The organism is Ruegeria sp. CDSC042 (assembly GCF_059610745.1).
The window spans coordinates 200,850-226,425 of sequence record NZ_JBXWOF010000006.1; the positions used below are offsets into that span (position 1 = coordinate 200,850).

The window sequence follows — 25,576 nt, forward strand, 5'->3', positions numbered from 1 at the left end:
CGAAGCTGCCCTTAAGTTTACCAATCACCGTGAAAGGTTAGCTGCGGGCGTACACATCCTCGTACCGGATGATGTCGTCCTCACCCAGATAAGACCCGGTCTGGACCTCGATCAGAACCATCGGCACCTTGCCCGGATTCTCCATCCGATGAACGGCACCGAGCGGGATGTAGACAGACTGGTTTTCAGAGATCAGGCGCACATCTTCGTCGATCGTAACTTTTGCCGTGCCCTGTACAACGATCCAGTGTTCAGACCGGTGGTGATGAGATTGCAGGCTTAGTGAGGCGCCGGGGTGAACGTGTATGCGTTTGACCTGGAACCGATCCCCGATGACCAGGCTTTCGAACCAGCCCCAAGGGCGATGATCGACCGGCAGCGATTCCGCTTGTTTGGCGCCTTTGGCCTTCAGGGCCGCAACCGCCTGTTTGACGTCCTGAGCCTTGTCCATGCTGGCCACCAAAACCGCATCGGGCATGGCGACCGCGATCATGTTTTCCAGACCCATCGCAACAACTTCTTGCGTGGGGGTTTCTGAACGCACCAATACGTTCCGGCAGTCAATGGTGGTAACCTGGCCCGTGGTGGCAACCCCATCGGCGTCTGGATTGCTCAGCTCTTGAACTGCCGACCAGCTGCCGACATCCGACCAGCCCGACGCATAGGGCACGACGCTCAGGTTGCGGGCCTTCTCCATGACCGCGTAGTCGATCGAGATATCCTCGACCGTGCCCCAGGCTTGGGGATCGAGGCGCAGAAACCCGAGGTCGGTCTTTGCCTCACGGACGGCCTTGCCGACCGGATCCAGCAGTGCGGACGCATGTTCTTTGAATGCAGCGATTATGTCTTTGACCGCGAACAGAAATATCCCCGAATTCCAAAGATAGCTGCCATCGGCGATCATGGCTTGTGCATTCTGCAGATCAGGCTTTTCGACAAAACGGTCCAGCGCAATGGCGGTGTTGCCCGTATCTGGGGCATGGCTGAGCTTGAGATATCCATAGCCGGTTTCCGGCCGGTCCGGAGTGATCCCGAAAGTTACGAGATCCCCACGATCCGAAATCGCGCGCGCGCCTTCGGTAACTGCCTGATGAAACGCAGCTTTGTCCGGGATGACATGGTCCGATGGGGCGACAAGCATGATCGCATCCGGGTTGCTGGCGGCCAGATACAACGCGGCGGCCAGAACCGCTGGTGCTGTGTTGCGCCCTTCGGGTTCGATCAGAATGGGGCCCGGATCTATGCCAATCGCGCCCAGTTGTTCCGGAACCACAAAACGGAATGCATCATTGGTAAGGATCAGCGGCTTGGCATAAGGCGCGTCCTTGGGTCCCTGCATTCGTTCAGCACAATCCTGAAGCAGGCTTGAATCACCGATCAGAGGGACGAACTGCTTGGGGTAACTTTTGCGCGACAGGGGCCACAGTCGGGTGCCGGACCCTCCGCAGAGTATGATGGGATGGATGGTGGTCATTGCGGCTTGCCTCGAAGGTTCTTGGACTTTGTCACTTTAGAAACGACATGCTGAAGGTTGCGGGCGCTATTGAGCGGCCTTCCCGGCGGCGGCTATCTCGTTCAGATACTGGCTCAGGTCATCACGCAGATCACTACGGGCCAACGCAAAGGCAACAGTTGCCTGAAGGAACCCGGCTTTCGAGCCGCAATCAAACCGCTGACCGTCGAATTTATAGCCAAACACAGGCACACCGTTACAGATGTCTTCTGCGATAGCATCGGTCAGCTGAATCTCACCGCCACTGCCCGTTTTCTTTTGGTTGAGATTGTACAGCACTGACGGCCCCAGAATATACCGACCGATAACGGCTAGGTTCGAGGGGGCTTCTTCCGGCTTGGGCTTTTCAACCATTCCTCTGGCGCGAACCACTGAGCCGACGTTTTCGCCTACATCGAGAACGCCATAGGAACTGGTTTTTTCGTTTGGCACTTCCATCGTTGCGACCATATTGCCGCCGGTTTCCTCATAGGCTTCGACCATCTGCTGCAGACAGGGTTTATCAGCAGCAATGACGTCATCAGGCAACATTACTGCAAATGGCTCGTCGCCGATCAGACGGCGGGCACACCAGACTGCGTGGCCCAGACCAAGCGCCTTGTGCTGGCGGATATAGGCGATGGCGCCGCTTTCCATATTCGTTGCATTCAGCGCTTCAAGCAGGTCATCCTTGCCCTTGGCCTTGAGCTCCTGTTCCAGAACGAGGTTGTGATCAAAGTAATCTTCCAGCGCAGATTTGCCACGCGAAGTTACAAAGATGAATTCGGTAATACCTGCGGCGCGGGCTTCGTCGATTGCGTATTGAACCAAAGGACGGTCAACCAGTGTCATGATCTCTTTGGGGACGGATTTTGTCGCTGGGAGAAAACGCGTGCCCAATCCCGCAACGGGGAAAATCGCCTTGGTGACCTTGCGTACCATGTTACCTCTCAAATTCAATTCTTGCCCGACCGCGTAGGGCAGGCCGGGGTTTCCTATTAGGCTGCGCAGTCAGAACAATCAATGACATCGCGGCCGCAGTCTAAAATCTGACAGGAAGGTGCCATCGGGGGTAGGGGAAGTCAAAACGAACCGCCGTTTGATGCCTTTGAAACCCGTCATTTACCGGTGTTTTGTTGTACAATCCGGCCCTTCGCCCATTCATTGGCAAGAATACGCCAAGAATCGTCATGAAGTCGTGCAAAGCCGAACCTGTCCCCGAGGCTGTTCATGCGGCCTCGGGGACAGGGGATTTAAGTGTTCGCCAGGATTGTCTCAAGCGGATCATGCTCGGCCACGAAATGGTTCGGTGCGACCTCGTTGAGCTGTGGAACATAATCGTTCTGACCGGCCGATAGCCGGCTGGGCAAAAACCTGAGCGCCGCTTTCGGGTCCATCGGCGAAGGCAGCTCTCCCGGCAATTTGAGGCGCTGGCGTTGCCGTTCCACATCCGGATCGGGGATCGGGACCGCCGAGATCAGCGATTTGGTATAGGGGTGCAGAGGCTGCGAACAGATCACCTCTCCATCTCCCAATTCGACGATGCGCCCCAGATACAGTACCATGATCCGGTTTGACACTGTCCGTACCACGGACAGGTCGTGGCTGATGAAAATCATCGACAGCCCGAATTCCTGCTGCAGCTCTTTCAAAAGCTCTACGATCTGGGCCTGGATCGACACGTCCAAAGCCGAGACCGCCTCGTCACAAATGATCAGCTTGGGCTTGTTGATCATCGCCCGCGCGATCCCGACCCGCTGGTTCTGCCCACCGGACAGTTCGTGCGGATAGCGGTTGATCATGTTGGCCTGCAGGCCAACCCGCTCCATCATTTCGCCGACCATTTTCTTGCGCTCACGCTCTGTCAGATCCGGGCGATAGGTTTTCAGCGGTTCGGCGATAGAGGCCGAGATGGTCATTCGCGGATCGAGGCTGGCCAGCGGATCCTGGAACACAATCTGCAGGTCCTTGCGGTACTTGTTCAGCTCGGCCCGCTTTAGCCCGACAATCGGATGGCCCAACCAGCTGACATTGCCACCGCTGGGTTCGATCAGCTGCAGAACCGCCCGCGCCAGTGTGGATTTGCCACAGCCGGATTCACCCACAACGCCCAGCGTCTCGCCCTTACGGATGTCAAAGCTGACACCGTCCACAGCTTTCAGCGGTACCTTGCGCCCGAACAACCCGCCCGACACGTGGATCGGGAAATGCACCTTCACGTCATCGACCCTAAGCAAAGGTGCGTCGGTTTCTTCCAGAGCTTTTGGCGCGTCACCGGCATCAATGCGCGGCATCGCTTCAAGCAGGGTGCGGGTGTATTCATGCTGCGGCGCGCGGAAGATCTCGCGTGTGTCCCCGGCCTCAACAAACTGACCCAGACGCATGACCTGAATGCGGTCACACATCCGTGCCACCACGCCCATGTCATGCGTGATCAGCGCAATGGCAGTGCCTTCGTCTTTTTGCAGGTGCACCATCAAGTCCAGGATGTCGGCCTGGACCGTCACATCCAGCGCCGTGGTCGGTTCATCGGCGATCAGCAGCTTTGGGTTGCACAACATTGACATGGCGATCATGACACGCTGGCGCATGCCCCCCGACAATTCGTGCGGGTATTGATCCAGACGACGGTTCGCCTCGGGGATGCGGACCCGGTCCAACCACTCCAGACAGCGCGCCCGAGCGGCCGAACCCTGCAACCCTTCGTGAACCTGCAGAACCTCACGCATTTGTTGCCCGACCCTCAGATGCGGGGTCAGGGCTGTCAGCGGATCCTGAAAGATCATGCCGACGTCATCGCCCCGGATCTGGTTCAGCTTGTTGATAGGCAGATTCAGGATTTCCTTGCCGTTCAGCGTGGCCGAACCGATTGCACGACCCGCTGAAGGCAACAGCCCCATTGCGGCCATGAAAGTCTGGCTTTTACCGGACCCGCTTTCGCCCACAATACCAAGGCATTCGCCCGGATTAATGTCAAAGCTGATGCCTTTGACGGCCTCGACCACACCATCGGGGGTGTCGAACTGGACGCTTAGGTCCTTAACAGAGAACAAGCTCATATCAGCGATCCTTTGGGTCCAGAGCGTCACGCAGCCCATCGCCGATGAAGAACATCGTGATGATAATGGCGACATAGAATGTCAGAGGGAACATCAGCTGCCAGAGGGTTCCGTACCCCATTGTGCCTGCCCCTTCAGCGATCAGACGGCCTAGCGAGGTATAGGGCTCCGAGATGCCAAGTCCGAGGAACGAGATAAAGCTTTCGGTCAGGATCATCTCGGGCACCAGAAGCGAAGCATAGACGATTACCACGCCCAGCAGGTTGGGCAGGATATGGCGATACATGATGGTGAATTCGCTGACACCGGCGGCACGCGCGGCCTCGATGAATTCGCGGTTTTTCAGGGCCAGAGTCTGCCCTCTAACGATCCGTGACATGGTCAACCAACCAACCGCGCCCAACGCGATGAACAGGGTAAAGAACGACCGACCGGCCACCACAAGCAACAGAATAATGATCAGAGTCGTCGGAATGGCCAGAAGGATATCGACGAACCGCATCATCGCGCCGTCAAGGCGCCCGCCAATATACCCGGCGGCGATGCCATAGCAGGTGCCAACAATCAACGCGGTGGCCGCCCCGACGAGCCCCACCAACAACGATGTTGTTGTGGCCTGAATGACCCGGCTGTAAAGGTCGCGCCCCAGATCGTCGACGCCAAAGAAGTGCCCGGTCTCGATCGACGGCATTCCCATGCCACGGATGTCACCCATAACGTTCCAATCGATTTCCTCATTGCTCCAAACGGCGAAATAGGGGCCGAAGATTGTGAACAGAACGATCATCAGCAATATGAATACGCTCGCCATTGCGGCTTTGTTGCGGACAAACCGCATCCGCGCATCCTGCCAAAGGGAACGCCCCTGAACGGCCGTGAAATCGGTGATGTCCTCGGCCAGATGGGCGGCTTTTTGTGATTTTCCTAGCATTTTGTGCCCCTCAGTACCGGATTTTCGGATCGAACCAGGCATATGCCAGGTCGGTCAGCAGGTTCACGATCACTGTCAGCGTGCCGTACAGGATCGTGACCCCCAGCAGCACCGCATAGTCACGCGACAGGGCCGAGCCGACATAAGCCTGCCCCAGACCACCGGTCGAGAAATAGATGTCGACGAAAACCGATCCGGTCAGAACATAGACAAAGACCGGCCCCAAATAGGACACCACCGGCAGCAGCGTGGGCTTCAACGCATGGCGCCAGATTACGGTCCTGGTAGGCAAACCCTTGGCCCGGGCCGTGCGGATGAAGTTCGAGTTCAGAACTTCCAGCATCGACGAACGGGTAATCCGCGCGATCGACCCCATATAGGAGGTGGCCAATGCGATGACAGGCATGATCAGGTATTGCCACTGACCGCCGTTCCAGCCACCACCCGGCAACCATCCCAGCCACAAAGTGAAGGTCAGGATCAGGATCGGGCCCATGATGAAGTTCGGCAGAGCCTGCGCAGCGATACCCAGACCTACGGCAAAATAGTCGATCCAGCTGTTGTGTCGGATGGCTGCGGCGATCCCAAGGCCAATACCTACGACACTTGCCAGCAGGAATGACAATGACCCGTAAGTCAGCGAGATCGGGAAGCCTTGCGAAATGATATCATTGACGTCCCGGTCCTTGAACTTGAAGGACGGGCCGAAATCGAAATGCACGACAATGTTGTACAGATAGTCCCAAAGCTGTTTCCACAGCGGCTGGTCCAGACCATAGCGCGCCTCAATATTGGCCAGTACCTGCGGCGGCAATGGCCGTTCCGAGGTAAACGGCCCGCCGGGCGCGTAGTGCATCAGAAAGAAACAGGCAACGATCAGCAACAGGATCGTTGGAACGGCGATCAGCAATCGCCGGATGATATAGGCAAGCATTTCATGCCCCCATTATTGGCTTTGCCCCGGGGTGATCCTCGGGGCAAAGCGTGGTCTAAGGAAGGTTATTCGGCGATCTTGTAGAGGTTCTTGGAGTACCAGTTCTGCTCTACGTTCTTGACCGGCCAGTTGCCGACATCGCTGTCCATCATGTAGACGCCAGCATAGTGATAGATCGGGATAACCGGAGTCTCTTGTGCAATGATCCGCTCAACCTCGGTATACAGTGGTGCTGCGTCATCTGCTGTCTTGGCCTGGGTCAGCAAATCGTCAACCTTGGAGTTGTTGTACTTGCCGTCGTTATAGCCGGAATCCGACTGCAACAGGTCCAGGAAGGTCGAGGCTTCGTTATAGTCGCCACACCAGGCGCCACGGGCCAGATCGAAGTTCTGGTTGCCGCGCTCTTCCAGGAACACTTTCCATTCCATATTGGCCAACTCGACCTGTACGCCCAGTTTCTGTTTCCACATCTGGCTCAGTGCCACTGCGACTTTCTTATGGGCCTCTGATGTGTTGTAGACCATGTCAAAGCTCAGCGGGTTGTCGGGGCCAAATCCGGCCTCGGCCAGCAGCTCCTTGGCCAGCTCGTCACGCTCGGCTTGCGTCATCGAAGCCATTTCGACTTCGGGGACGGTGAACCCAGCGGTTGCTTCGGGTGCGAACGTATATGCGGGCGGCTCACCACCGGCTTTAACGTTCTTGGTGATGATGTCGCGGTCAACTGCAAGAGACAGGGCTTGACGTACATTTGGGTTCTTGAATTCTTCCGGTCCGCTGTCAGACAGGTTGAATGTATAGTAATAGTTGCACAGGCGCGGGAAGCTGATGGCCTCTTCGGGGTGCTCTTTCTGTAGGCGCGGGAACTGACCAGCAGGTACTTCAGTGCGGTCCAGCTCGCCTGCGAGGTAACGGGTCAGGGCTACGTTTTCGTCGTTGATGACAAGGGCCACGACTTTTTCGACAATCGTATTGTCGTTATCCCAATACATCTCGTTGCGCTCACGGACCGAGCGTTCCTGTGGCAGGTGTTCGGTCAGAACATAGGCGCCGTTCGAGACGATGTTTTCCGGCTTAGTCCAGGCGTCGCCAAACTCTTCGATCACCTTCTGCGGGGCAGGGAAGGTGGTGGAATGGGTGGTCATTTGCGCGAAATAAGGCAGTGCTGCGCTCAGCTTGACCTCAAGTGTGTGGTCGTCGATGGCGGTTACGCCCAGTTCGTCCACCGGCTTCTCACCAGCAATGATTTCGGCCGCATTTTCGATCGACATCAGCTCCATGAACCACGCATAAGGCGAGGACAGAGCGGGATCGACGGCACGTTTCCATGCAAAGACGAAATCGCCTGCCGTGACCGGATCACCATTGGACCATTTGGCGTTATCACGCAGTGTAAATGTGTAAACGTCCTTGGTATCGTTTGTGGTATAGCCGGTTGCGACACCGGGCACCAAATTGCCGTCTTCGTCTTGGTTCATCAGGCCTTCGAACAGGTCGCGGACAATTTCCGCACCGGTAACGTCTTCAACAACCTGCGGGTCAACCGAACTGTGCTCATCCAGAACGCGATAGGTGAAGGTTTGATCATCCGCCAGCGCCTCGCCGGTTTCGGGATGGGTGCCGGCGGCAAATGCAGCGCCGGTGATCATGGTCGAGGTCAGTAGCCCCGCCAGAGATGTCCGAATGTATTTGTTCATATCTTTCTACTCCCATTTGTGTGGTGGCAAGGTACGCACATCCGTTCAGGATGGTCGCTGACCACCATGATTGTCCGACTCAGATAGACCGGGACTTGTTCGAATTTTGCTTTTTCAGATCGCAATGAACACCGCGTCGCAGTCTTTCGGTTTGCTGTCGGAAACGTAGTTGCGAAAGTCGCCTTTCACTGATGCAGAACGTGGCACTATTTCAAAAAAGGTTAAAGCCTTTGCGTGCAAAATGGCCAGGTGCGGCCGAAATCTAAAAAATTCCACGGGAGAACGGAAATATTATAATGATACGCGATGGTTTCTTGACATTTTTGTGAAGCTCTTGAGTAAGCGGTTGAGCGTTGACGCAAGGTCCGCTTTTGCGGCTTTCCAAAAATTGGCGCGAATCGCTATTGGGTCAGTGCCCGGACCATATGGGTCTGAGGAAAGCATGTGGCGGACTGATTGGTGGCCTCTTGCCAGCGCCCGATAGAGCGGCGTGTTCGAAAGCCCGGCAGGCCGTCAGCGCCGCCGACGTCATGGCCCATCTGTTCCAATGCGCGCTGCATGGCTGCTATATCCGATCGGTAAAGACCGCCGACTTTGTCCCACCGGCCGCGGAAATCCTGGACGCCATATTCTATCCTATCCCCAACATGGCCGACGAACAGGGCGTAGAGATCGCTTTTGTTGTATTCTTTCAGGACATAAAAATTGGGGGTGACAATGAAGGCCGGGCCATTGCGCCCGGCGGGCATCATCAAAAACCCTTGCCCCTGCATTTCTTGTTTTGGAAACGGCTTGCCAGATACACGGGTGATCCCTAACCCGGCCCAGTCGCGAATAGGACGGCCCTGATCCGGCCCTTCAAGGGTGCAGGAAACCGAAGACGGGACAGTTACTTCGAACCCCCAATCACGACCCGAGACCCAGCCATGTTGGTCGAGGTAGTTTCCGATCGATGAAATTGTGTCCTCGGCCGAGGTCCAGATATCCGCGCGCCCGTCGCCATTTCCATCGGCCGCATAAGTCAGGTAGTTCGATGGCATGAACTGCGGTTGCCCAAGCGCACCGGCCCAACTGCTTTTCATTTGATCCGGCGGTATGTGGCCAGCCTCGGCAATCTTGAGCGCGGCGATAAGCTCTGACGTGAAATATTCTGAGCGGGTGCTCATGAAACCTTTGGTGCCCAGAACCTGAAATGCATTATGCCGGATAGCCACCTGCCCATATCCGCTTTCGCGGCCCCAGATCGCCAGAATGATGCGCGCAGGGACGCCGGTATCGGATTCCACCTGGCTTAGCGTCGCGCTATAGCGCCGGGCCATCTTGCGCCCGACAGAGGTGGCCCCCTGAACCGAACCAGCGTTGAAATAGCGGCCCGGTGATCCGAACTCGGCCTGTTTTTGCTGTTTGGGAACTGCTTTTGCCGTGCCCGGAGGCACCAGATCTGGCAGTTTCCAGTTCAGCGTGACGCCGTTGAAGGCCCTGTTCATCGTGCGCTTTGAAATACCCTCGGATTTCGCCCGCGCCCAGACCGTGTGTTTCAGCCATGACTGAAACTGAGCCTCGATCGCCGCACGATCCTGTGCTGTCGCACTTGTCGACAGGTAGCAAAGTCCAAGAGTAAGGATTAACCAACGCATTATCCTATGATCTCACCTGCGATCTGCTTTAAGTCAACCTACCAGAATGGCGTTTCTGCCGCTGTGATCGGGGTGGCAAGATCAAATCTCGGGAAACTGGCAGAGCTGCGTAAAAATCCTTGTGAAAATTCAGGACTCTGCCGATAGTTGTCCCAATCAATTTTGAAATGAGGATGAACAGGCGTGACATATTCCAGACCGTCTTTTGCATCCTTGGTTGTCCTGTCTGCCGCTATCGCAGGTCTTGGCTTTGTGCCGGTTGCCGAAGCCAGCAACAATTTCTTGGACCCTCAGGGACCCGTCGCCGCCCTTCAGAAAAGCCACCTTTTACGTGCAACTGTTCTGATACTGGTCGCAGTTGTTCCGGTTCTGATCCTGGTGCCTTTGATTGCCATACGGTATCGAAGGCGAAAGGAGGGGCAGGCAGACTATCGACCGGAATGGGATTTTTCCGCCCGGTTGGAGTTTCTCATGTGGGGTATCCCGGTTGTTATTGTGGCCATCCTTTCATTCTATTTGTGGAAAGCCACCCACCGGCTGGACCCTTACGAGACCTCATTCGGAGAAGAACCGGCGCTGAAAGTGCAGGTTGTTGGTCTCGACTGGAAGTGGCTGTTCATCTACCCCGATCTTGGCATCGCCAGCGTCGGTGAGATGGGGCTCCCGGTCAACCAACAGGTGGCTGTCACACTGACAACGGATACGGTGATGCAGTCCTTTATGATCCCGGCGCTGGCCGGACAGATTTATGCCATGCCGGGGATGACGACCAAACTGCACCTTGTCGCCGATAGGCCCGAAACTATGCAGGGCGAGAACACGCAATATAACGGGCGTGGCTTTACCAAGCAGAAATTCAAAGCCATTGCCATGGCGCCTCAGGAGTTCAATGAATGGGCCGAGAATGTCCAGGCAAACGGGGTTCCGTTGAGCGCTGAAACATACCGAACGCTTGCCATGCGAACGGACCGGGACGAGGTGCAGGCCATGTTGGGCACTGATCAGATGCCGACTGATGCGCTGTATTTCACGCTAGCCGATGGTGATCTGTTTCAGTCGATCCTGCACCGCTATCACGGGGCAACACCCTTGCCTGCCGATCAGCAACCGGGCACTGCCGAATATGGTCAGGAGAAAACACAATGACCGATGTCGAGACTGGTTTTTTCGGCCGTCTAAACTGGGATGCTTTTCCGATCACCGGGTTGATCCAGTCGCCCAACGCGAATGAGATCGTGGCAAATGCCGCGGCTGGGATTGTGATTGTAGGTGTCATTGCCGTTGTGGGGCTGCTGACATGGTTTCGTCTGTGGGGGCCGCTGTGGCGTGACTGGCTGACCAGCGCCGACCACAAGAAGATCGGCATCATGTATATCGTCTTTGCCATCGTGATGCTGGCGCGGGGGGTTCTGGAAGGCGTTGTCATGCGCGCCCAGCAAGCCGCTGGCCCGGGCGAAGGCTTTCTGGAAGCCGAGCATTTCGCCGAGCTTTTCAGTACCCATGGCACGATCATGATCTTCTTTGTGGCCGTTCCGTTTGTGTTCGGCGCCGCCAATTTCCTGATCCCGCTGATGATCGGCGCCCGCGACGTGGCATTCCCGGTGATGAACCAGATCAGCCTAGGCCTGACCGTGTCCTCGGGCATGATGCTGATGGTTTCCCTGGTGGTCGGAGAGTTCTCGACCGGGGGCTGGACGGCCTACCCTCCCTTTACCGGTGCAGCCTTCAATCCCGGCGTTGGGCCGGATTATTGGATTTGGGCCATCGTCGTTTCGGGAATCGGCACGACGCTGACCGGGATCAACTTTGCCGTCACGATCTACAAGATGCGCGCGCCGGGGATGCAGTTCATGCGGTTGCCGATGTATTGCTGGACGATCATCTGCAGCTCGATCCTGATTGTCTTTGCCATGCCGCCGCTGGGTGTCGCGGCGCTGATGCTGGCCGCAGACCGGTACCTGGATTTCCACTTTTTCACCAATGACCTAGGCGGCAACATGATGAACTATGCCAACCTGTTTTGGCTGTTCGGTCACCCCGAGGTCTATCTGTTGGTCCTGCCCGCCTATGGTATCTATTCCGAGGTGTTTGCGACTTTCTCGGCCAAGCGCCTGTACGGGTATAATTCTCTGGTCATTGCCACGATGTCGATTGCGGTGCTGTCCTTCACGGTCTGGCTGCACCACTTTTTCACTATGGGCCAAAGCGCGCTGATCAATGCGGTGTTTGGGATTGCCACGATGCTGATCGCCATACCGACTGGCGTGAAAGTCTATGATTGGATGGCCACGCTGTTTCGCGGGCGTATCCGGTTCTCGGTCCCGATGCTCTATGGGTTGTCTTTCCTGATGCTGTTCGTGATCGGAGGGTTGTCGGGCGTCATCCTGGCCAATCCGACCATCGACTATCAGGTGCATAACACCCTGTTCCTGGTCGCGCATTTTCACAATGTGCTGTTGCCTGGCGTCCTGTTTGGCCTGCTTGCGGGATACAACTATTGGTTCCCCAAAGCCTTTGGTTTCCGCCTGAATGAAGGCTGGGGACGGATATCTGTCGCGTTGTGGACCGTTGGGTTTATGTTGACCTTCCTGCCGCTTTATTTTGTCGGCCTGATGGGGATGCCGCGTCGATCTTACAGTTGGGAAGATCCCAGCTTTCACCCCTATATGATCGTCGCCGTGCTTGGGTCTCTGGTCATTCTCGCAGCGCTTCTGTCGATCATTGTCCAGCTGTGGGTCAGCATTCGAGACCGGGAAAAAACCCGCGTGCCGGTTGGCGACCCTTGGGATGGGCGCACGCTGGAATGGTCGATACCGGCACCGCCTCCGCCGTATAACTTTGCAATCATTCCTGACGTGACCGACCGGGATGATTTTGCCGCCGCGAAAGAGCGCGGCAACGCCTATCCGTCCCTTGATGCCTATGAAGATATCCTCATGCCACGCAATACGGCGATCGGGTTCGGTCTGTGCGTGCTCAGCGGTATCTGGATGTTTGCGCTGGTCTGGTGGATCTGGTGGCTGGCTATTGCGACGACAGCCGCGATGTTGGCGGCCTTCATCGCCTGGACTTTCAGAACCGACACCGAAGAGGTTATTCCGGCCGAGCAGGTCCGCAAAGAGCATGAAGCCTGGCTTGATCTCGTGCGCGCATCGGCTCCGGTCAATCGCGATCATGAATACGCGCCCGAGAACCGCGGCCTGGCCCGTCCCGATCTGGAGGCCACTACATGAAACGCGCGCCGACACACAGCTATCCGGGCCTAAACTTGGGCCGACGGCATCCGGGTGCCGACAAGGCCAGCGAAGTGGTCACCTTTGGGTTCTGGGTCTTTCTGATGAGCGATCTGGTCTATTTCGGCCTGATGTTCGCGATCTATATCACCATGATCGACGCGCAGGCGGGTGGGCCCGGTCCGCATGAGCTGTTCGACCTGACCAGCATTTTTGCCCAGACCCTGATCCTGTTGACCAGCAGCCTTACAGTGGGCCTTGCGATGCTGGCGTTGAAATACAACCTGCCACGGCCCCGTATCGTGCTTTGGTTCGCGGTAACTCTGGTTCTGGGTCTCAGCTTTCTGGTACTTGAGATACGTGACTTTCTGGCTATGGCGGAAAAGGGTGGCATTCCACAGCGCAGCGGGTTTCTGTCAGCGTTTTACGGGCTTGTGCCGCTGCACGGGCTGCATGTCGCTGCGGGGTGTCTGTGGTTGATCGTTCTGGGTATTCAGCTGCGTGTGTTTGGTCTAACCGACGTTCTGATGTCACGGGTGGTTCGTCTGGCCCTGTTCTGGCATTTTCTCGACCTCATCTGGATCGGCATAATCACGATCGTCTATTTCGGAGGGCTGACCTATGGATAGGCGCAGCGAAATGTACCGACGTGAACGCCGCCGATATGTGATTGGCTATGGCGGATCGCTGCTGCTGACACTGGCGGTCTTTACCATTGCATATACGTTCGGGATCGAGACCAAGGGCGTTTATTTGTCGATCGGTTTGTTGGGGCTGGCGCAGTTGATTGTTCAACTGGTGTATTTCCTGCATATCGACCGTCGACGCAGCAGCCGCGAGGACCTGGACCTGGTCCTGTTTTCCACGATGGTTCTATTGATCATCATTGTTGGGACGGTCTGGATAATGGGGAATCTGGCGGTGCGGATGCATACTTATCCGATGTAGGTTCGGCTGCACCGGATCAGCGCATCGCCATCAGCCCAAGCCACAGCGCGCCCCAACACAGCAAGAGGCTCAGCACGATATTGCCCGCCGCCGTAGCGATTGTGCGTTCGCGCCGCAGTTCCAGTGACTGGTAGGCAAAGCTGGAGAAAGTGGTGAAGCCGCCACAAAAGCCGAACACCAGGCGCTGTTCCTCCTGGCTGACGCCCGTCGGTCCGCCCAGATACCCGACCCAAAGCCCAAGCAACAGACTGCCAAAGACGTTCACGATCAGCGTTGCAACGGGCAGGTCATGGCGAATTCGAATGGCGATCCAGTGCCGCAGAACCGCGCCCAGACCGCCGCCTAAACCAAACATTGCATGCAGATAGAGATCGCTCACTCTGACGACCTCCGCGGGGAAAAGCGACGCCCGGCGGTTTCACCCAAAATCGCCGCAAAAAGACCCGCCACAATTTCCAAACCCGCTGCGGTTAGGGCAAGCCCGAAACTGACCTCTGCCAGACGTTCCAATTCCGCAACAAATGAGGAAAACGTAGATAACCCGCCACAAAACCCAACCGCGCCCAGATGCAGGACGTGCGCATGTACCCGGTGTCGGATGGCGTATAACCAGCCAAGCACAAAGCATGCGGCTATATTGATTCCAAAGGTCTCGGTCAGGATCGGCAGGCCCGAGATCCCGAGCGACAACGCTTCTCTGACCAGTGACCCAGTCGCGCCACCCGTGAAAACGGCGCAGAACATGAGAGCCGTGGCCCATGCTGTATGCGATTTTTTCACAGCCAATGATCCTGCCCGCGTTGCCCTGCCATCCGGGATACCGATTGGCGCGGCCGGGATCAACTGCGCATGGCGGATCACAAGTTTCACCATTTACGTGATTTCGGGCGTAAAGGCTTGCGTGCAATCGCGAATTTGTACCACGGTGACTCAGCTAACAGCCACAGTGGGAGAGCACGAATGATTATACGCAGACTCTATTACGTGTTGAGCCTCGTGTGCCTGCCACTGACAATCGTGGCCGGGTTTTTCTGGCCCCCGGCCCATTGGCTGCTGCTTTTCCTGATCCCATACGCGGTGGTCGGGCTATATGATATCCTGACCACAAGGCATAACGTGCTGAACAACTATCCGGTTCTGGGGCATTTCCGGTACATGCTGGAATTCGTCAGCCCAGAGATACGGCAATATTTTGTTGAAACCAACGAAAACGGCCGTCCCTATAATCGCATCATTCGCAGCCTGGTTTATTCCCGTGCCAAAGGGCAGGTTGATACCCAGGCATTTGGAACCCAATACGACATCCAAACCGTTGGATACCACAGGGCCAATCACTCGCTTGCGCCCAAACAGGTGCCGGAAAGCGAAGAACGGGTGATGCTGGGCGGGCCGCAATGTTCCCAACCCTATAGTGCCTCGCGCCTGAACGTTTCAGCGATGAGCTTTGGGGCCCTCAGCGCCAATGCAATCCGAGCATTGAATGGTGGGGCAAAGGATGGAGGTTTTGCGCATAATACGGGTGAGGGTGGTCTGTCGCCGCACCATCTGGCCGAAGGTGGCGATATCATCTGGCAGATTGGCACTGGGTATTTCGGATGCCGCGCACCGGATGGCGGGTTCGACAAAGACAAATTCACCGAAAGAGCCAGGAACGAGGTCGTCAAGGCGATTGAAATCAAGCTGTCGCAAGGGGCCAAGCCCTCGCACGGGGGGGTGTTGCCTGCGGCCAAGGTGGATGAAGAGATTGCGCAGATACGCGGTGTTCCCCTGCATCAGGACGTGATCTCTCCGCCAATTCATTCCGCATTTGACGGACCTACCGGCTTGATGAATTTCGTTCAGAATCTGCGCGAGATGTCGGGTGGCAAACCTATTGGGTTTAAGTTGTGCATTGGTCGTCCGTCCGAGTTCTTAGCGATATGCAAAGCCATGCTGGAAACAGGCATCCTGCCTGATTTCATCACCATTGATGGTGCCGAAGGCGGCACGGGCGCGGCCCCTGTAGAATTCACAAACCGGTTGGGCATGCCTTTGAACGAGGCGTTGATTTTCGTGAATAACTGTCTACGCGGTGTGGGTTTGCGCGATAAGATTCGCATAATTTGCTCGGGCAAAGTCGCCACAGGCTATGACATCATCGAGAAATGCGCGCTTGGGGCCGATATGTGTAATGCGGCAAGGGCAATGATGTTTGCAGTGGGATGCATTCAGGCGCTTCACTGCAACACAAACCGATGCCCGTCCGGCGTGGCCACACAGGATCCGGTACGAGGCCGCGCTGTGAATGTTCCGCAAAAAAGACAACGGGTACATCGCTATCACGACGCGACATTAGAGAGCTTTCGCGAGTTGCTGGGCGCCATGGGCAAGGAAAAGGTCTCCGAACTTCACCCTTCGGACATCCTTCGGCGTACTGCAGATGAAAGAGATCGCTCTTATGCTGAACTCTATTTGCATCTTGAAGAAGGCGCTTTGCTGAAGGCTCCGCTTCCGGATGAATATGCAGAGGACTGGAATCGCGCATCGGCGGATCATTTCTGATTTTTTTGTGTGCATTGCCAAGGATTGATGTTTTTGGTTCGTCTTACCCATTGTGATGCGCATGAAAACATCGGATGAGAATCTGGCAAAGGCCGCTGCTGCAGGGGACGCTGATGCGTTTGCCACGCTATTGGCACGCCACTACGACACGGTCTTTCGGTTGGCTTTTCGACTGACAGGACGCGCGGATCAGGCCGAAGATCTGACGCAGGATATATGCGCCGCCTTGCCGTCAAAGATCGTAGGTTTTCGTGCCGAAGCCCGGTTTACGACATGGTTGTACCGTGTTGTTGTCAATGCAGCCGAGGATGCACGCCGTCGCGCGACCCGTTACACGCGGGCGGCCCACGGCTGGGGGTATGTGGAACAGATGCGCCGGGCCGAGGTGCAGGAAACGGCCGAGGCTGTCGATTGGTTGCAACGGGCCATGCGGTCCTTGCCGCAGGACTTGCAAGACACTCTGGCCCTGACCCTCGAGGATGAGATGACCCATGCAGAAGCTGCAGAGGTGCTGGGTGTTTCCGAAGGGACAGTGTCCTGGAGGATGTCAGATATCCGCAAACGGCTGCGCGCCTTGCGGCAAGAGGAACTGGCACAATGACCGATGAACTGGACAAGCTGAAGATGCTGATGGAAGCCGCCACGCCGACCCCGGATGCATCGCGACGGATTGAAAATCTGAGCCAGGCGCAAAAAAAATTCGATAATATCCAAGGATCGACCTCTGCGCGACGTCCCACTGTCAAGCGCGGCCTCATAGCCCGCCTGACAGAAGGAGCGAAAGCCATGTTGAATGCCCTCTCTTATCGCGGTGCCCTGACCGCTACCACCGCAGTTGCTGCTGTGGCTCTGATTGTGATCTTGCCGCAGACGCGCGACGAGGTTGTTGCGCCACTGCCCTGGTCCGAGGACCGCGCCGACGCACAGCAGGAGTCTGACCTATTGGTGGCGGATATGCCCGAGGCCAATCTCGAAGAACCAGTTGTTGAGGCGCCTGTTGTGATTGAAGAAACAATCGAACCTTCCGCCAAGAGGCAGGGGGCCGTTGCGCAGCTGGGGGCTGCGGACCTTTTACAGCGCGCGCCGGCATCGGCGGTCGGGAAATTTGACATTCAACATGAGACTGTTCCCGCGCCGGAACAGAATACCGAAACTTTCGCCAACGCGGACAGCAACTCGCTGAAGATCACGACGGACGAACCGGTTTCGACTTTTTCGATTGATGTAGATACCGCCTCTTACGCCATTGTTCGGTCGTCTTTGATGAATGGCCATCTGCCGCCCAAGGATGCGGTGCGGGTTGAAGAGATGGTGAACTATTTCCCCTATTCCTACCCGGCGCCTGATGGGGCGGAACCGTTCCGTTCTACGATCACCGTGACACCGACGCCTTGGAATGAGGGGACGCAGCTTGTTCATGTCGGCATCCAAGGGGTCATGCCCCAGATCGAAGACCGTCCTCCATTGAACCTGGTTTTCCTGATCGACACATCGGGCTCAATGCAGGATGCTGACAAATTGCCGCTGCTGAAACAGTCTTTCAGGTTGATGCTGTCTGAACTCAGTCCGGAAGATCAGGTTTCGATCGTCACCTATGCGGGAAGTGCCGGGCAGGTTTTGCCACCGACCGCAGCAGCCGAAAAGACGACCATTCTCCCAGCCCTCGACAGGCTCGAAGCCGGTGGCTCGACAGCGGGGCAGGCCGGGTTGCAGCAAGCCTATCAAGTGGCAGAAGGTATGGCTGCGGACGGTGAGGTGACCCGCGTAATTCTGGCCACCGATGGCGATTTCAATGTGGGTCTGTCAGACCCTGATGCCCTGAAGGATTTTATCGCCCGCAAGCGCGACAGTGGTACATTCCTAAGCGTTCTGGGTTTTGGCCGAGGCAATCTGGACGATGCCACCATGCAGGCTCTGGCCCAGAACGGAAACGGGCAGGCGGCATATATCGATACGCTGGTTGAGGCGCAAAAAGTATTGGTCGATCAACTTACCGGGGCGCTTTTTCCCATCGCCAACGACGTCAAAATCCAGGTCGAGTTCAACCCGTTACAGATCGCTGAATACCGTCTGATCGGTTATGAAACCCGATCCCTGCAGCGCGAGGACTTTTCAAATGACAAAGTGGATGCTGGTGATATTGGAGCAGGTCACACTGTAACGGCGATCTACGAGGTCACGCCAGTTGGTTCCGATGCGATCAGAAACGGCCCGTTGCGGTATGCTGAACAATCCATATCGGATGATTCAGCGGAAATTGGTTTCTTCAAAATGCGTTACAAGCTTCCTGGTGAAGATCAAAGCAATCTGATGGAGCAGCCTATTTTACCCGGACAAGGGACAGTCACGGATGACATCCGCTTTTCCTATGCGATTGCAGGATTTGGTCAGTTGCTCCGGGGCGGAGAATATCTTGGCGGCTGGTCCTATGCGGATGCCATTGATCTGGCCACGCTGTCCCGAGATGAGGATTTTTTCGGATATCGGGCTGAAGCTGTCACCTTGATGCGTCTGGCCCAGACGCTGGCTGAGTAAGGTCCGGGCTTGGGAGAAACTAGAATGACCTAGGGTTGTTGGCTGTATGGGTACTAATTCTACGAATGCTCCATTCGACAGCATCCCGCATGGTTTTACCCAGAGCAACGTCAAAGGCAGTAACCAGATCTTCGGTCTGGTTGCTTTTGGCAATTATGTTCTCTTGGAACGAATTCGAAGCGATGATTTTGTCGTCGAACTCGTCCACGATCTTGATATTCATGCGAACTTCGACGCGTACGGTCGAGCTTTCACCATCCTGGTTAACGACAATGCCCTGAAACTCGCGTAGATCGGGAACAATCACATAATCCGGACGAAGCCCCACGGTCGAACGACCCACGGCGGATACCCGTCCGCTGTTTTCATAGCTTTCGACCAAAAGAGCCTGGACGATCAGCGGCGCGCGATCCACCCATCTGGCACGCGGCAGATATTGAACCTGCAAAGGTGTCGGCTGAACTGCAATTTGATCGGTATTTACCGCGGCAGTCGCGGTTGGCTCTTGGACCACGATCTGTTTCTGGATGCGCGGCAGCGAAGAAGAAAACGTGCTTTTGGGTGTCAGCAGATAGAGATCATTGGGTTCTGAGGCCTGCCGCAGCGTTTCCAGTCCGGTACACGCCCCCAAAGACGCCAAAACTGCGGTCATTATCAAATGCCTGATCATTGACGATACTCCGATGCTTGGGTCCCAAGAAGGAAACGGGCGGGGTCGCGTTCAACTTTGTCCACCAGACGATCGAGGCTGATCACCAGTCGTTGGGATTCTTCTATGAAACGCGTGAATTGTGGCAGGCCAACCCGCATGAAATCGGACAGTTGACGGCGATTGTCCTGAACGATGCCGTCGATCGTTCCCAAAAGTTCCGAGGCCGATTTGGACGCGCTGAGGATGTCGGCTGAAATATCATCAAGCCTGTCTGTCACTTTCGTCACCGTGGACGCCACTTGGTTGGCGGCATTGCGGACATCATCCATGACGACGCCGATATCTTTGTTGATCACCTCATTGGCCGAGTCAAATGCGCGTTCAGCTGAGGTCAAAGTGCCCTTTGCTGTTTCCATCGCACCAGTGACGGAGCCGAGCGTTTTGTTTGCGTTCACGAAAGTCTCGGAAACCGTGGCCAGGGCGACGCGCCCATCTTCGGTCAGGACCGTAAGGTGGTCTGCCAGGGTCGAGGCCCGTTCGATGAAGGGATGCAGATCCTGCTGCATGATGCGATCTGCTGCGTCAAAAGTATCTTTTGCGCTGTCTAGGGCCGATACAGCCGTGTCGGATGCGGTTTTGAGGCTATTTAATGAATTTGTTCCGGCTTCCAGCGTTGTTTCTGCGGTGTCTGCCAATTTTTCGAGGCGTTTTGAGAAGGCTGAAATTTCTTTCGCTGCGCCACCCAAATCTGAGGACAAGTTTTCGAAATCTGCAAGGGTTTTGTCCAGCCTTCCGGTGGCCGAAGATACGTTTTCCAGAATCTGAGATACCTGCTGGCGGTTCTTGTCATCCACCACCTTGTCGATATCCTCGATCAGCGTAATCGCCTTTTCCAACAGTTTAGGGGCACCTTCGAACAAGGACTGGATGGTGCTGCGTTTGCTTTTGATCAGGCTGTCCTGTTCTAAACGCTTGGCCGAGGCCGAGCCTCCGGTCAGTTCCACATAGCTGACCCCAGTGACCCCAAGCGATTGTAACTGGGCGACGGTATCCTCGGTCACCGGGATACTTGCGTCTACTTCAATGCGGACGCGCACTTTGGATGGGTGCTCGTCATCCAAGTTAAGGGAGATTACCTGCCCGACTGGCAGTCCGTTGTAACTGACGCCACCTGCCGCAGACAGGCCGGAAACATTGTCGAACAGTACATTGTAATAGGCGTATTGCCGGGAAACCTCGAATTTGGCCAGCCATAGAAAAAAGCCAAACGCACCCAGTATTCCAGCCAGGGTGAATGCACCGATCAGGATATAATTTGCTCGGGTTTCCATGGGTGTTACCTGTCCTGACCCTTTTTTTGTGCTGCGCGCGCCCGGGGGCCGGTGAAATATTCTTGGACCCAAGGATGATCGACTTTGGTCATCTCTTCAATCGGACCATCAACCAGAACACGTTTTTCTGCAAGAACTGCGATCCTGTTGCAGATCGCATAAAGGCTATCCAGATCGTGCGTGACCATAAACACAGTCAGACCCAGCGCTTGCTGAAGCTCGCCAATCAGGTCGTCATAAGCAGCGGCGCCGATGGGATCCAAACCGGCCGTTGGTTCATCAAGAAATACGATCTCAGGGTCCAGCGCCAGCGCGCGCGCCAAAGCGGCACGTTTGCGCATCCCGCCCGACAGTTCAGACGGGAATTTGCCACAGCTCAGCTGCGGCAGTCCGACCAAGCTGATTTTCAGACCGCCAAGCGCCGACATAAGGCTTTCACTTATTCCTGTATGCTCGCGCAGGGGGGCTACGACATTCTGCAACACGGTGAGCGACGAGAAAAGCGCGCCGTCCTGAAAGGCGACGCCCCAGCGGCGTTCGATGCGCCGCCTCTCTTGTTCGGGGCCGTTCAGGACGTCGACGCCCAGAACTTCGATGCTTCCAGCGGCCGGTTTGTTCAGGCCGACGATGGTGCGGAGCAAGACGGATTTGCCCGTGCCCGAGCCGCCGACAATGCCCAGTACTTCGCCCCGCCAGACATCCAAATTCAGATCCTGGTGCACGATCTGCGGTCCGAACCGGTTGGTCAGATTGCGGACCCGTATCACCGCCTCGCGCTGGGTGTCGCCAATCGGCATCTGTTCGCGGGTTACACCGTCCATTTCAGACCCCCAGTACCGAGAAAAAGATCGAGAACATGGCATCCAGCGCGATCACCAAGAAGATCGCCTGGACCACGGACGCGGTGGTTCTTTGCCCAACACTTTGTGCCGATCCTTTGACCTGTAAGGCCTGCCAACAGGCGATGATACCGATGACCAGCGCAAAGAACGGTGCCTTGATCATACCGATGGCAAATTGCCAGATGCCGGTGTTTTCCTTGAGGCGGGTCACGAACATTCCGGGGCTGACCCCAAGGTCGATCCAGCTCATAAGTCCGCCGCCAATCAAGGCGGCGATATCGGCGATGAACCCTAGGATTGGCAGCATGATCAGCAACGCCACAACGCGTGGAATGACCAGAACCTCGATCGGATCCAGGCCCAGCGTCCGCATGGCATCTATTTCTTCTTGCACCTTCATCGAGCCGATGGAAGCTGTAAAGGCAGATCCCGAGCGACCCGCAACAATGATTGCCGTCAACAAAATGCCCAGCTCACGCAGCACAGAGATCGAGATCAATTCGACCACGAATATCTCGGCCCCGAACTGCTTGAGCTGCGTGGCCCCCTGAAATGCTAGTACAACGCCGATCAGAAAACCCATAAGGGCAACGATCGGAATCGCTTTCAAACCGGTTTCTTCCATCTGCGATACCAGCGCAGCCCGCCGCAGACGCCGCGGCATCAAGATTGTGCGGACCAGCCGATGTAGCGTCAGGCCCAGAAACTCAAGCAACGACAAGCTGTCTTTCCAGCCACCAACTGTACGCTCGCCGACACGTGCCACCCAATCCAGAAAATCTGGCTTTCCGGGATCAGGGGCGGATTCGTCCGGCATGTTGCGGGAAACCGTTTCGATCAGCGCGGAATGCGCGGCGGTTGCACCGTGCAGCTCGACCTGCCCGCCGCTGGACTTCACCTTGCGGACAAGGCTGGCAATCAGCCAAGCCCCGCCAGTGTCGAGTGCCTTAACGCCTGTCAAATCAACTATGACCGTTCCGCCGTTGGGATGGAAATTCGCGAATTCACGCTCAACCATATCCAGAGATTGGGTGTGAAGATCACCCGATATCTGCAGGTGAACCTGATCCGTATCCAGGTCAGTTGTGAATGTAGGCGGGGTCATGGGGGTATCTGATGTGAATCTGCATGGTGCTGCAACGGGTTTTTGTCACGCTTCAAGTATTTAGCCATCAGGCGATGCAAGATGGCATTCATCGCAAGAATGATGGTGCGAGCTTGCAAAAGGCTTGTTTCGGCAACCAGTAGTGTTATTCTTTGCGCAGGTTTTTTGTTTGGTTATTATGGTTGTGTTCAATGTCTGATCATCACGCGAAGGTAGAAGTCGAAATTGGGTCCGAACGGGGCTTTGGTTACGTCTTCACCGCTGTCTTCATAATTATCGCTCTTTGGCCCTTGTGGGGCGGAGGGTCGGTGCGCCTGATCCCAATGGTTATCGCTGGGGTTATTCTGGCTTTGACAGTTTTTGCACCCGCTACTCTGAAGGTGCCGAACCGGCTTTGGTTCAAACTCGGCATGCTTTTGGGTGCGATTGTGGCCCCAATCGTCATGTTTTTGGTGTTTATCACTACGTTTGTCCCGTTTGGGCTGGTTACGCGCCTGTTGGGAAAAGACCTGCTGTCACAGAAACTGGACAGTTCATCAGATAGCTACTGGATTGTTCGTGAAGAGCAGCCCGGCAGCATGAAACAGCAATTTTAACAAGGGAGTACCAGGCGTGACATTCGTATCCGAGCTCTGGTCATTTATGAAAGTCAGAAAGAAATTCTGGCTGTTGCCCATTCTGATCGTTTTGGGTGTGTTTGGTGGATTGATCGTGTTGAGCCAAGGCTCGGCGATTGCACCTTTCGTCTACACGTTGTTCTGATCACATGGCATACATTTTAGGTATTTCGGCGCTGTATCACGACAGCGCAGCGGCGTTGCTTTGCGACGGCAAGATCGTTGCGGCCGCGCAGGAAGAGCGTTTTACACGGCGCAAACACGACCCCGGATTTCCGGTAGAAGCCATCAATTACGTGCTGGCCGAATCGGGGGTTGCGCTTGAAGACGTCGACAATGTGGTTTTCTACGACAAACCGTTTCTAAAATTCGAACGGTTGATCGAGACTTACATTGCGGTGGCGCCACGCGGGTTCAATTCCTTCCGCATGGCAATGCCGGTCTGGCTGCGAGAGAAGCTGTTTCTCAAGGATCTGCTTGCAAAGCAGCTTCGCAAAATCGACCCGGAATTCGATCTCGAAAAACTGCTGTTCGCCGAGCACCACATCAGTCACGCGGCCAGTGCGTTCTATCCTTCGCCCTTCGAAGACGCGGTCGTGCTGACTGTCGATGGAGTCGGAGAATGGGCAACCACCACCGTGGGTATTGGTCGCGGTAACGAGCTGACCATGGTGAAAGAGCTGCATTTCCCGCATTCGCTGGGTCTGCTGTATTCTGCATTCACCTATTACACCGGGTTCAAGGTGAATTCTGGTGAATACAAGGTCATGGGCTTGGCACCCTATGGCGACTCCAAATACAAGGATCTGATCCTTGAGCATCTTGTCGACCTGAAAGAGGACGGTTCGTTCCGCCTGAACCAGAAGTATTTCAACTATACAGCTGGTCTGACCATGACGAGCAAAGCGATGGAAGAGCTGTTCGACCAACCGGTTCGAAAAGCCGAAACCGACCAGCTGACGCAGTTCCACATGGATATTGCCGCCTCGGTTCAGGCCGTGACCGAAGAGATCATGCTGCGGATCACTCGGGACCTGGCGAAAGAGCATGGTATACGCAACCTCTGCATGGCCGGAGGCGTTGCTCTGAACTGTGTCGCGAATGGCAAAATTCTTCGCGATGGCGCCTTCGACAATGTTTGGGTGCAGCCCGCAGCGGGTGATGCGGGCGGGGCGCTGGGTGCTGCCTATGCGGCCTGGCATCAAGAGCTAGCGCAGCCGCGGCAGGTGACCTCGGGTGACCAGATGCTGGGAGCCTATTTGGGTCCACGTTACGAAGATGATGACATCGCACAAGAACTGGCGGCGGCCGGTGCGAAGTTCTCCACCTATGAAAATGGTGAGTTGATTGACCAGACGGCGCAGGCGCTGGCTGACGGGAAGGCCGTTGGTTGGTTCCAGGGGCGGATGGAATTCGGGCCGCGCGCGTTGGGTGCCCGCTCCATTCTGGGCGATCCACGGTCAGCTTCGATGCAGAAAACGCTGAACCTGAAGGTCAAGTATCGCGAAAGCTTCCGCCCATTTGCCCCATCCGTTCTGCGCGAAGACGTAGCCGATTGGTTCGAACTGGATGGCGATAGCCCTTACATGTTGATCGTGGCGGATGTGCAGGAAAAAATCCGGCGCAAGATGACCGAGGAAGAAGACGCTCTGTTCGGGATTGAAAAACTGAACGTCAAACGATCTGACATCCCTGCTGTGACCCATGTTGATTATTCTGCCCGTATCCAGACAGTCCACCAAGAGACCAACCCAGCCTATCACGCGCTGATTTCAAAGTTTAAAGAACTGACCGGATGCTCTTTGGTGGTGAACACTTCATTCAATGTGCGCGGCGAACCGATTGTGTGCACGCCCACCGATGCGTTCCGCTGTTTCATGGGAACGGATATCGAGGTCCTGTCCATCGGGAACTGCCTGTTGCGTAAGGAAGATCAGGATCCCGCACTTAGGGAGAATTACGAGACAAAATACGAGCTGGACTAATCTGTTGCGCAAGCGGCGGAACCGCGACACAGTCTGCCCC

General features: G+C 55.9%; 23 protein-coding genes. 10 read left to right on the forward strand and 13 right to left on the reverse strand.

The genetic code is table 11. From position 1 onward, the window contains the following. Positions 1-37 precede the first annotated feature (37 nt). The 7 genes from AC2FHX_RS14100 to AC2FHX_RS14130 all read right to left on the reverse strand — a co-directional run bounded on the left by AC2FHX_RS14100 (position 38) and on the right by AC2FHX_RS14130 (position 9,747). A complete protein-coding gene (locus AC2FHX_RS14100; RefSeq protein ID WP_496702157.1) occupies positions 38-1,474 on the reverse strand; it encodes a mannose-1-phosphate guanylyltransferase/mannose-6-phosphate isomerase in 1,437 nt (478 codons plus the stop codon). Positions 1,475-1,540: 66 nt separating this feature from the next. Then, positions 1,541-2,434 (reverse strand): UTP--glucose-1-phosphate uridylyltransferase GalU, encoded by an 894-nt coding sequence (gene galU / locus AC2FHX_RS14105; protein ID WP_142639838.1) that lies wholly within the window; start codon positions 2,432-2,434, stop codon positions 1,541-1,543. Positions 2,435-2,745: 311 nt separating this feature from the next. Next, positions 2,746-4,551 carry an ABC transporter ATP-binding protein gene (locus tag AC2FHX_RS14110; protein ID WP_496702155.1) on the reverse strand — a complete coding sequence of 602 codons (1,806 nt, stop codon included), beginning with the start codon at positions 4,549-4,551 and terminating at the stop codon, positions 2,746-2,748. Position 4,552: 1 nt separating this feature from the next. Then, positions 4,553-5,482, reverse strand: a complete 930-nt coding sequence (locus AC2FHX_RS14115; RefSeq protein ID WP_142639834.1) for an ABC transporter permease subunit — start codon at positions 5,480-5,482, stop codon at positions 4,553-4,555. A 10-nt stretch (positions 5,483-5,492) separates the two neighbouring features. Then, on the reverse strand, positions 5,493-6,416 hold the full coding sequence (gene oppB / locus AC2FHX_RS14120; protein WP_142639832.1) for an oligopeptide ABC transporter permease OppB: 924 nt from the start codon (positions 6,414-6,416) through the stop codon (positions 5,493-5,495). A 65-nt stretch (positions 6,417-6,481) separates the two neighbouring features. Beyond that, positions 6,482-8,110: a peptide ABC transporter substrate-binding protein gene (locus AC2FHX_RS14125; protein WP_496676879.1), complete on the reverse strand. Its 1,629-nt coding sequence runs from the start codon at positions 8,108-8,110 to the stop codon at positions 6,482-6,484. Between the two features lie 401 nt (positions 8,111-8,511). Then, positions 8,512-9,747: a lytic murein transglycosylase gene (locus AC2FHX_RS14130; RefSeq protein WP_142639828.1), complete on the reverse strand. Its 1,236-nt coding sequence runs from the start codon at positions 9,745-9,747 to the stop codon at positions 8,512-8,514. 183 nt (positions 9,748-9,930) lie between these two features. Between AC2FHX_RS14130 and AC2FHX_RS14135 the strand changes: the two genes are divergently transcribed. The 4 genes from AC2FHX_RS14135 to AC2FHX_RS14150 are packed head-to-tail and all read left to right on the forward strand — an operon-like array spanning position 9,931 to position 13,928. After that, positions 9,931-10,893 (forward strand): cytochrome ubiquinol oxidase subunit II family protein, encoded by a 963-nt coding sequence (locus tag AC2FHX_RS14135; RefSeq protein ID WP_496691546.1) that lies wholly within the window; start codon positions 9,931-9,933, stop codon positions 10,891-10,893. Beyond that, a complete protein-coding gene (locus AC2FHX_RS14140; RefSeq protein ID WP_496702152.1) occupies positions 10,890-12,980 on the forward strand; it encodes a cbb3-type cytochrome c oxidase subunit I in 2,091 nt (696 codons plus the stop codon). The genes AC2FHX_RS14135 and AC2FHX_RS14140 overlap by 4 nt, the downstream gene beginning before the upstream one ends. Then, positions 12,977-13,609, forward strand: a complete 633-nt coding sequence (locus tag AC2FHX_RS14145) for a cytochrome c oxidase subunit 3 (protein WP_142639822.1) — start codon at positions 12,977-12,979, stop codon at positions 13,607-13,609. Before AC2FHX_RS14140 ends, AC2FHX_RS14145 begins: the two co-directional genes overlap by 4 nt. Positions 13,610-13,619: 10 nt before the next feature. Next, positions 13,620-13,928, forward strand: a complete 309-nt coding sequence (locus tag AC2FHX_RS14150) for a cytochrome o ubiquinol oxidase subunit IV (RefSeq protein WP_496702150.1) — start codon at positions 13,620-13,622, stop codon at positions 13,926-13,928. A 16-nt stretch (positions 13,929-13,944) separates the two neighbouring features. Here the strand turns inward: AC2FHX_RS14150 and AC2FHX_RS14155 are convergent, their stop codons facing one another. Next, positions 13,945-14,307 (reverse strand): fluoride efflux transporter FluC, encoded by a 363-nt coding sequence (locus tag AC2FHX_RS14155; RefSeq protein ID WP_281972876.1) that lies wholly within the window; start codon positions 14,305-14,307, stop codon positions 13,945-13,947. Continuing rightward, positions 14,304-14,801: a fluoride efflux transporter FluC gene (locus AC2FHX_RS14160; RefSeq protein ID WP_496702148.1), complete on the reverse strand. Its 498-nt coding sequence runs from the start codon at positions 14,799-14,801 to the stop codon at positions 14,304-14,306. Before AC2FHX_RS14160 ends, AC2FHX_RS14155 begins: the two co-directional genes overlap by 4 nt. 87 nt (positions 14,802-14,888) lie before the next feature. On the opposite strand from AC2FHX_RS14160, the gene AC2FHX_RS14165 reads away from it, so the two are divergent. The 3 genes from AC2FHX_RS14165 to AC2FHX_RS14175 all read left to right on the forward strand — a co-directional run bounded on the left by AC2FHX_RS14165 (position 14,889) and on the right by AC2FHX_RS14175 (position 19,004). Continuing rightward, positions 14,889-16,469, forward strand: coding sequence for an FMN-binding glutamate synthase family protein (locus AC2FHX_RS14165; protein WP_496702146.1), 1,581 nt, complete (start codon positions 14,889-14,891; stop codon positions 16,467-16,469). A gap of 61 nt (positions 16,470-16,530) precedes the next feature. Then, the gene (locus tag AC2FHX_RS14170) at positions 16,531-17,070 is read left to right on the forward strand and encodes an RNA polymerase sigma factor (RefSeq protein ID WP_496702421.1); all 540 of its coding nucleotides are present in this window, start codon (positions 16,531-16,533) and stop codon (positions 17,068-17,070) included. After that, on the forward strand, positions 17,067-19,004 hold the full coding sequence (locus AC2FHX_RS14175; RefSeq protein WP_496702144.1) for a vWA domain-containing protein: 1,938 nt from the start codon (positions 17,067-17,069) through the stop codon (positions 19,002-19,004). The genes AC2FHX_RS14170 and AC2FHX_RS14175 overlap by 4 nt, the downstream gene beginning before the upstream one ends. Positions 19,005-19,023: 19 nt before the next feature. Here AC2FHX_RS14175 and AC2FHX_RS14180 read toward each other — a convergent pair whose 3' ends face one another. From AC2FHX_RS14180 to AC2FHX_RS14195, 4 genes are read right to left on the reverse strand one after another with little or no spacing between them, the layout of a single operon-like run. Then, the gene (locus AC2FHX_RS14180) at positions 19,024-19,656 is read right to left on the reverse strand and encodes an ABC-type transport auxiliary lipoprotein family protein (RefSeq protein WP_496702142.1); all 633 of its coding nucleotides are present in this window, start codon (positions 19,654-19,656) and stop codon (positions 19,024-19,026) included. A gap of 14 nt (positions 19,657-19,670) precedes the next feature. Beyond that, positions 19,671-20,987, reverse strand: coding sequence for an MlaD family protein (locus tag AC2FHX_RS14185; protein WP_496702140.1), 1,317 nt, complete (start codon positions 20,985-20,987; stop codon positions 19,671-19,673). 5 nt (positions 20,988-20,992) lie between these two features. Next, entirely contained in the window at positions 20,993-21,808 is an 816-nt protein-coding gene (locus tag AC2FHX_RS14190) for an ABC transporter ATP-binding protein (protein ID WP_271949003.1), read from the reverse strand. A gap of 1 nt (position 21,809) precedes the next feature. Beyond that, positions 21,810-22,934 carry an MlaE family lipid ABC transporter permease subunit gene (locus AC2FHX_RS14195; RefSeq protein ID WP_496691555.1) on the reverse strand — a complete coding sequence of 375 codons (1,125 nt, stop codon included), beginning with the start codon at positions 22,932-22,934 and terminating at the stop codon, positions 21,810-21,812. Between the two features lie 191 nt (positions 22,935-23,125). Here AC2FHX_RS14195 and AC2FHX_RS14200 point away from each other — a divergent pair, with 191 nt between their 5' ends. The 3 genes from AC2FHX_RS14200 to AC2FHX_RS14210 are packed head-to-tail and all read left to right on the forward strand — an operon-like array spanning position 23,126 to position 25,536. Next, the gene (locus AC2FHX_RS14200) at positions 23,126-23,530 is read left to right on the forward strand and encodes an SxtJ family membrane protein (RefSeq protein ID WP_142636423.1); all 405 of its coding nucleotides are present in this window, start codon (positions 23,126-23,128) and stop codon (positions 23,528-23,530) included. 16 nt (positions 23,531-23,546) lie between these two features. Further along, positions 23,547-23,696, forward strand: coding sequence for a DUF5989 family protein (locus tag AC2FHX_RS14205; protein WP_142636421.1), 150 nt, complete (start codon positions 23,547-23,549; stop codon positions 23,694-23,696). Positions 23,697-23,700: 4 nt separating this feature from the next. Then, entirely contained in the window at positions 23,701-25,536 is a 1,836-nt protein-coding gene (locus tag AC2FHX_RS14210) for a carbamoyltransferase family protein (RefSeq protein WP_496702138.1), read from the forward strand. Positions 25,537-25,576 lie beyond the last annotated feature (40 nt).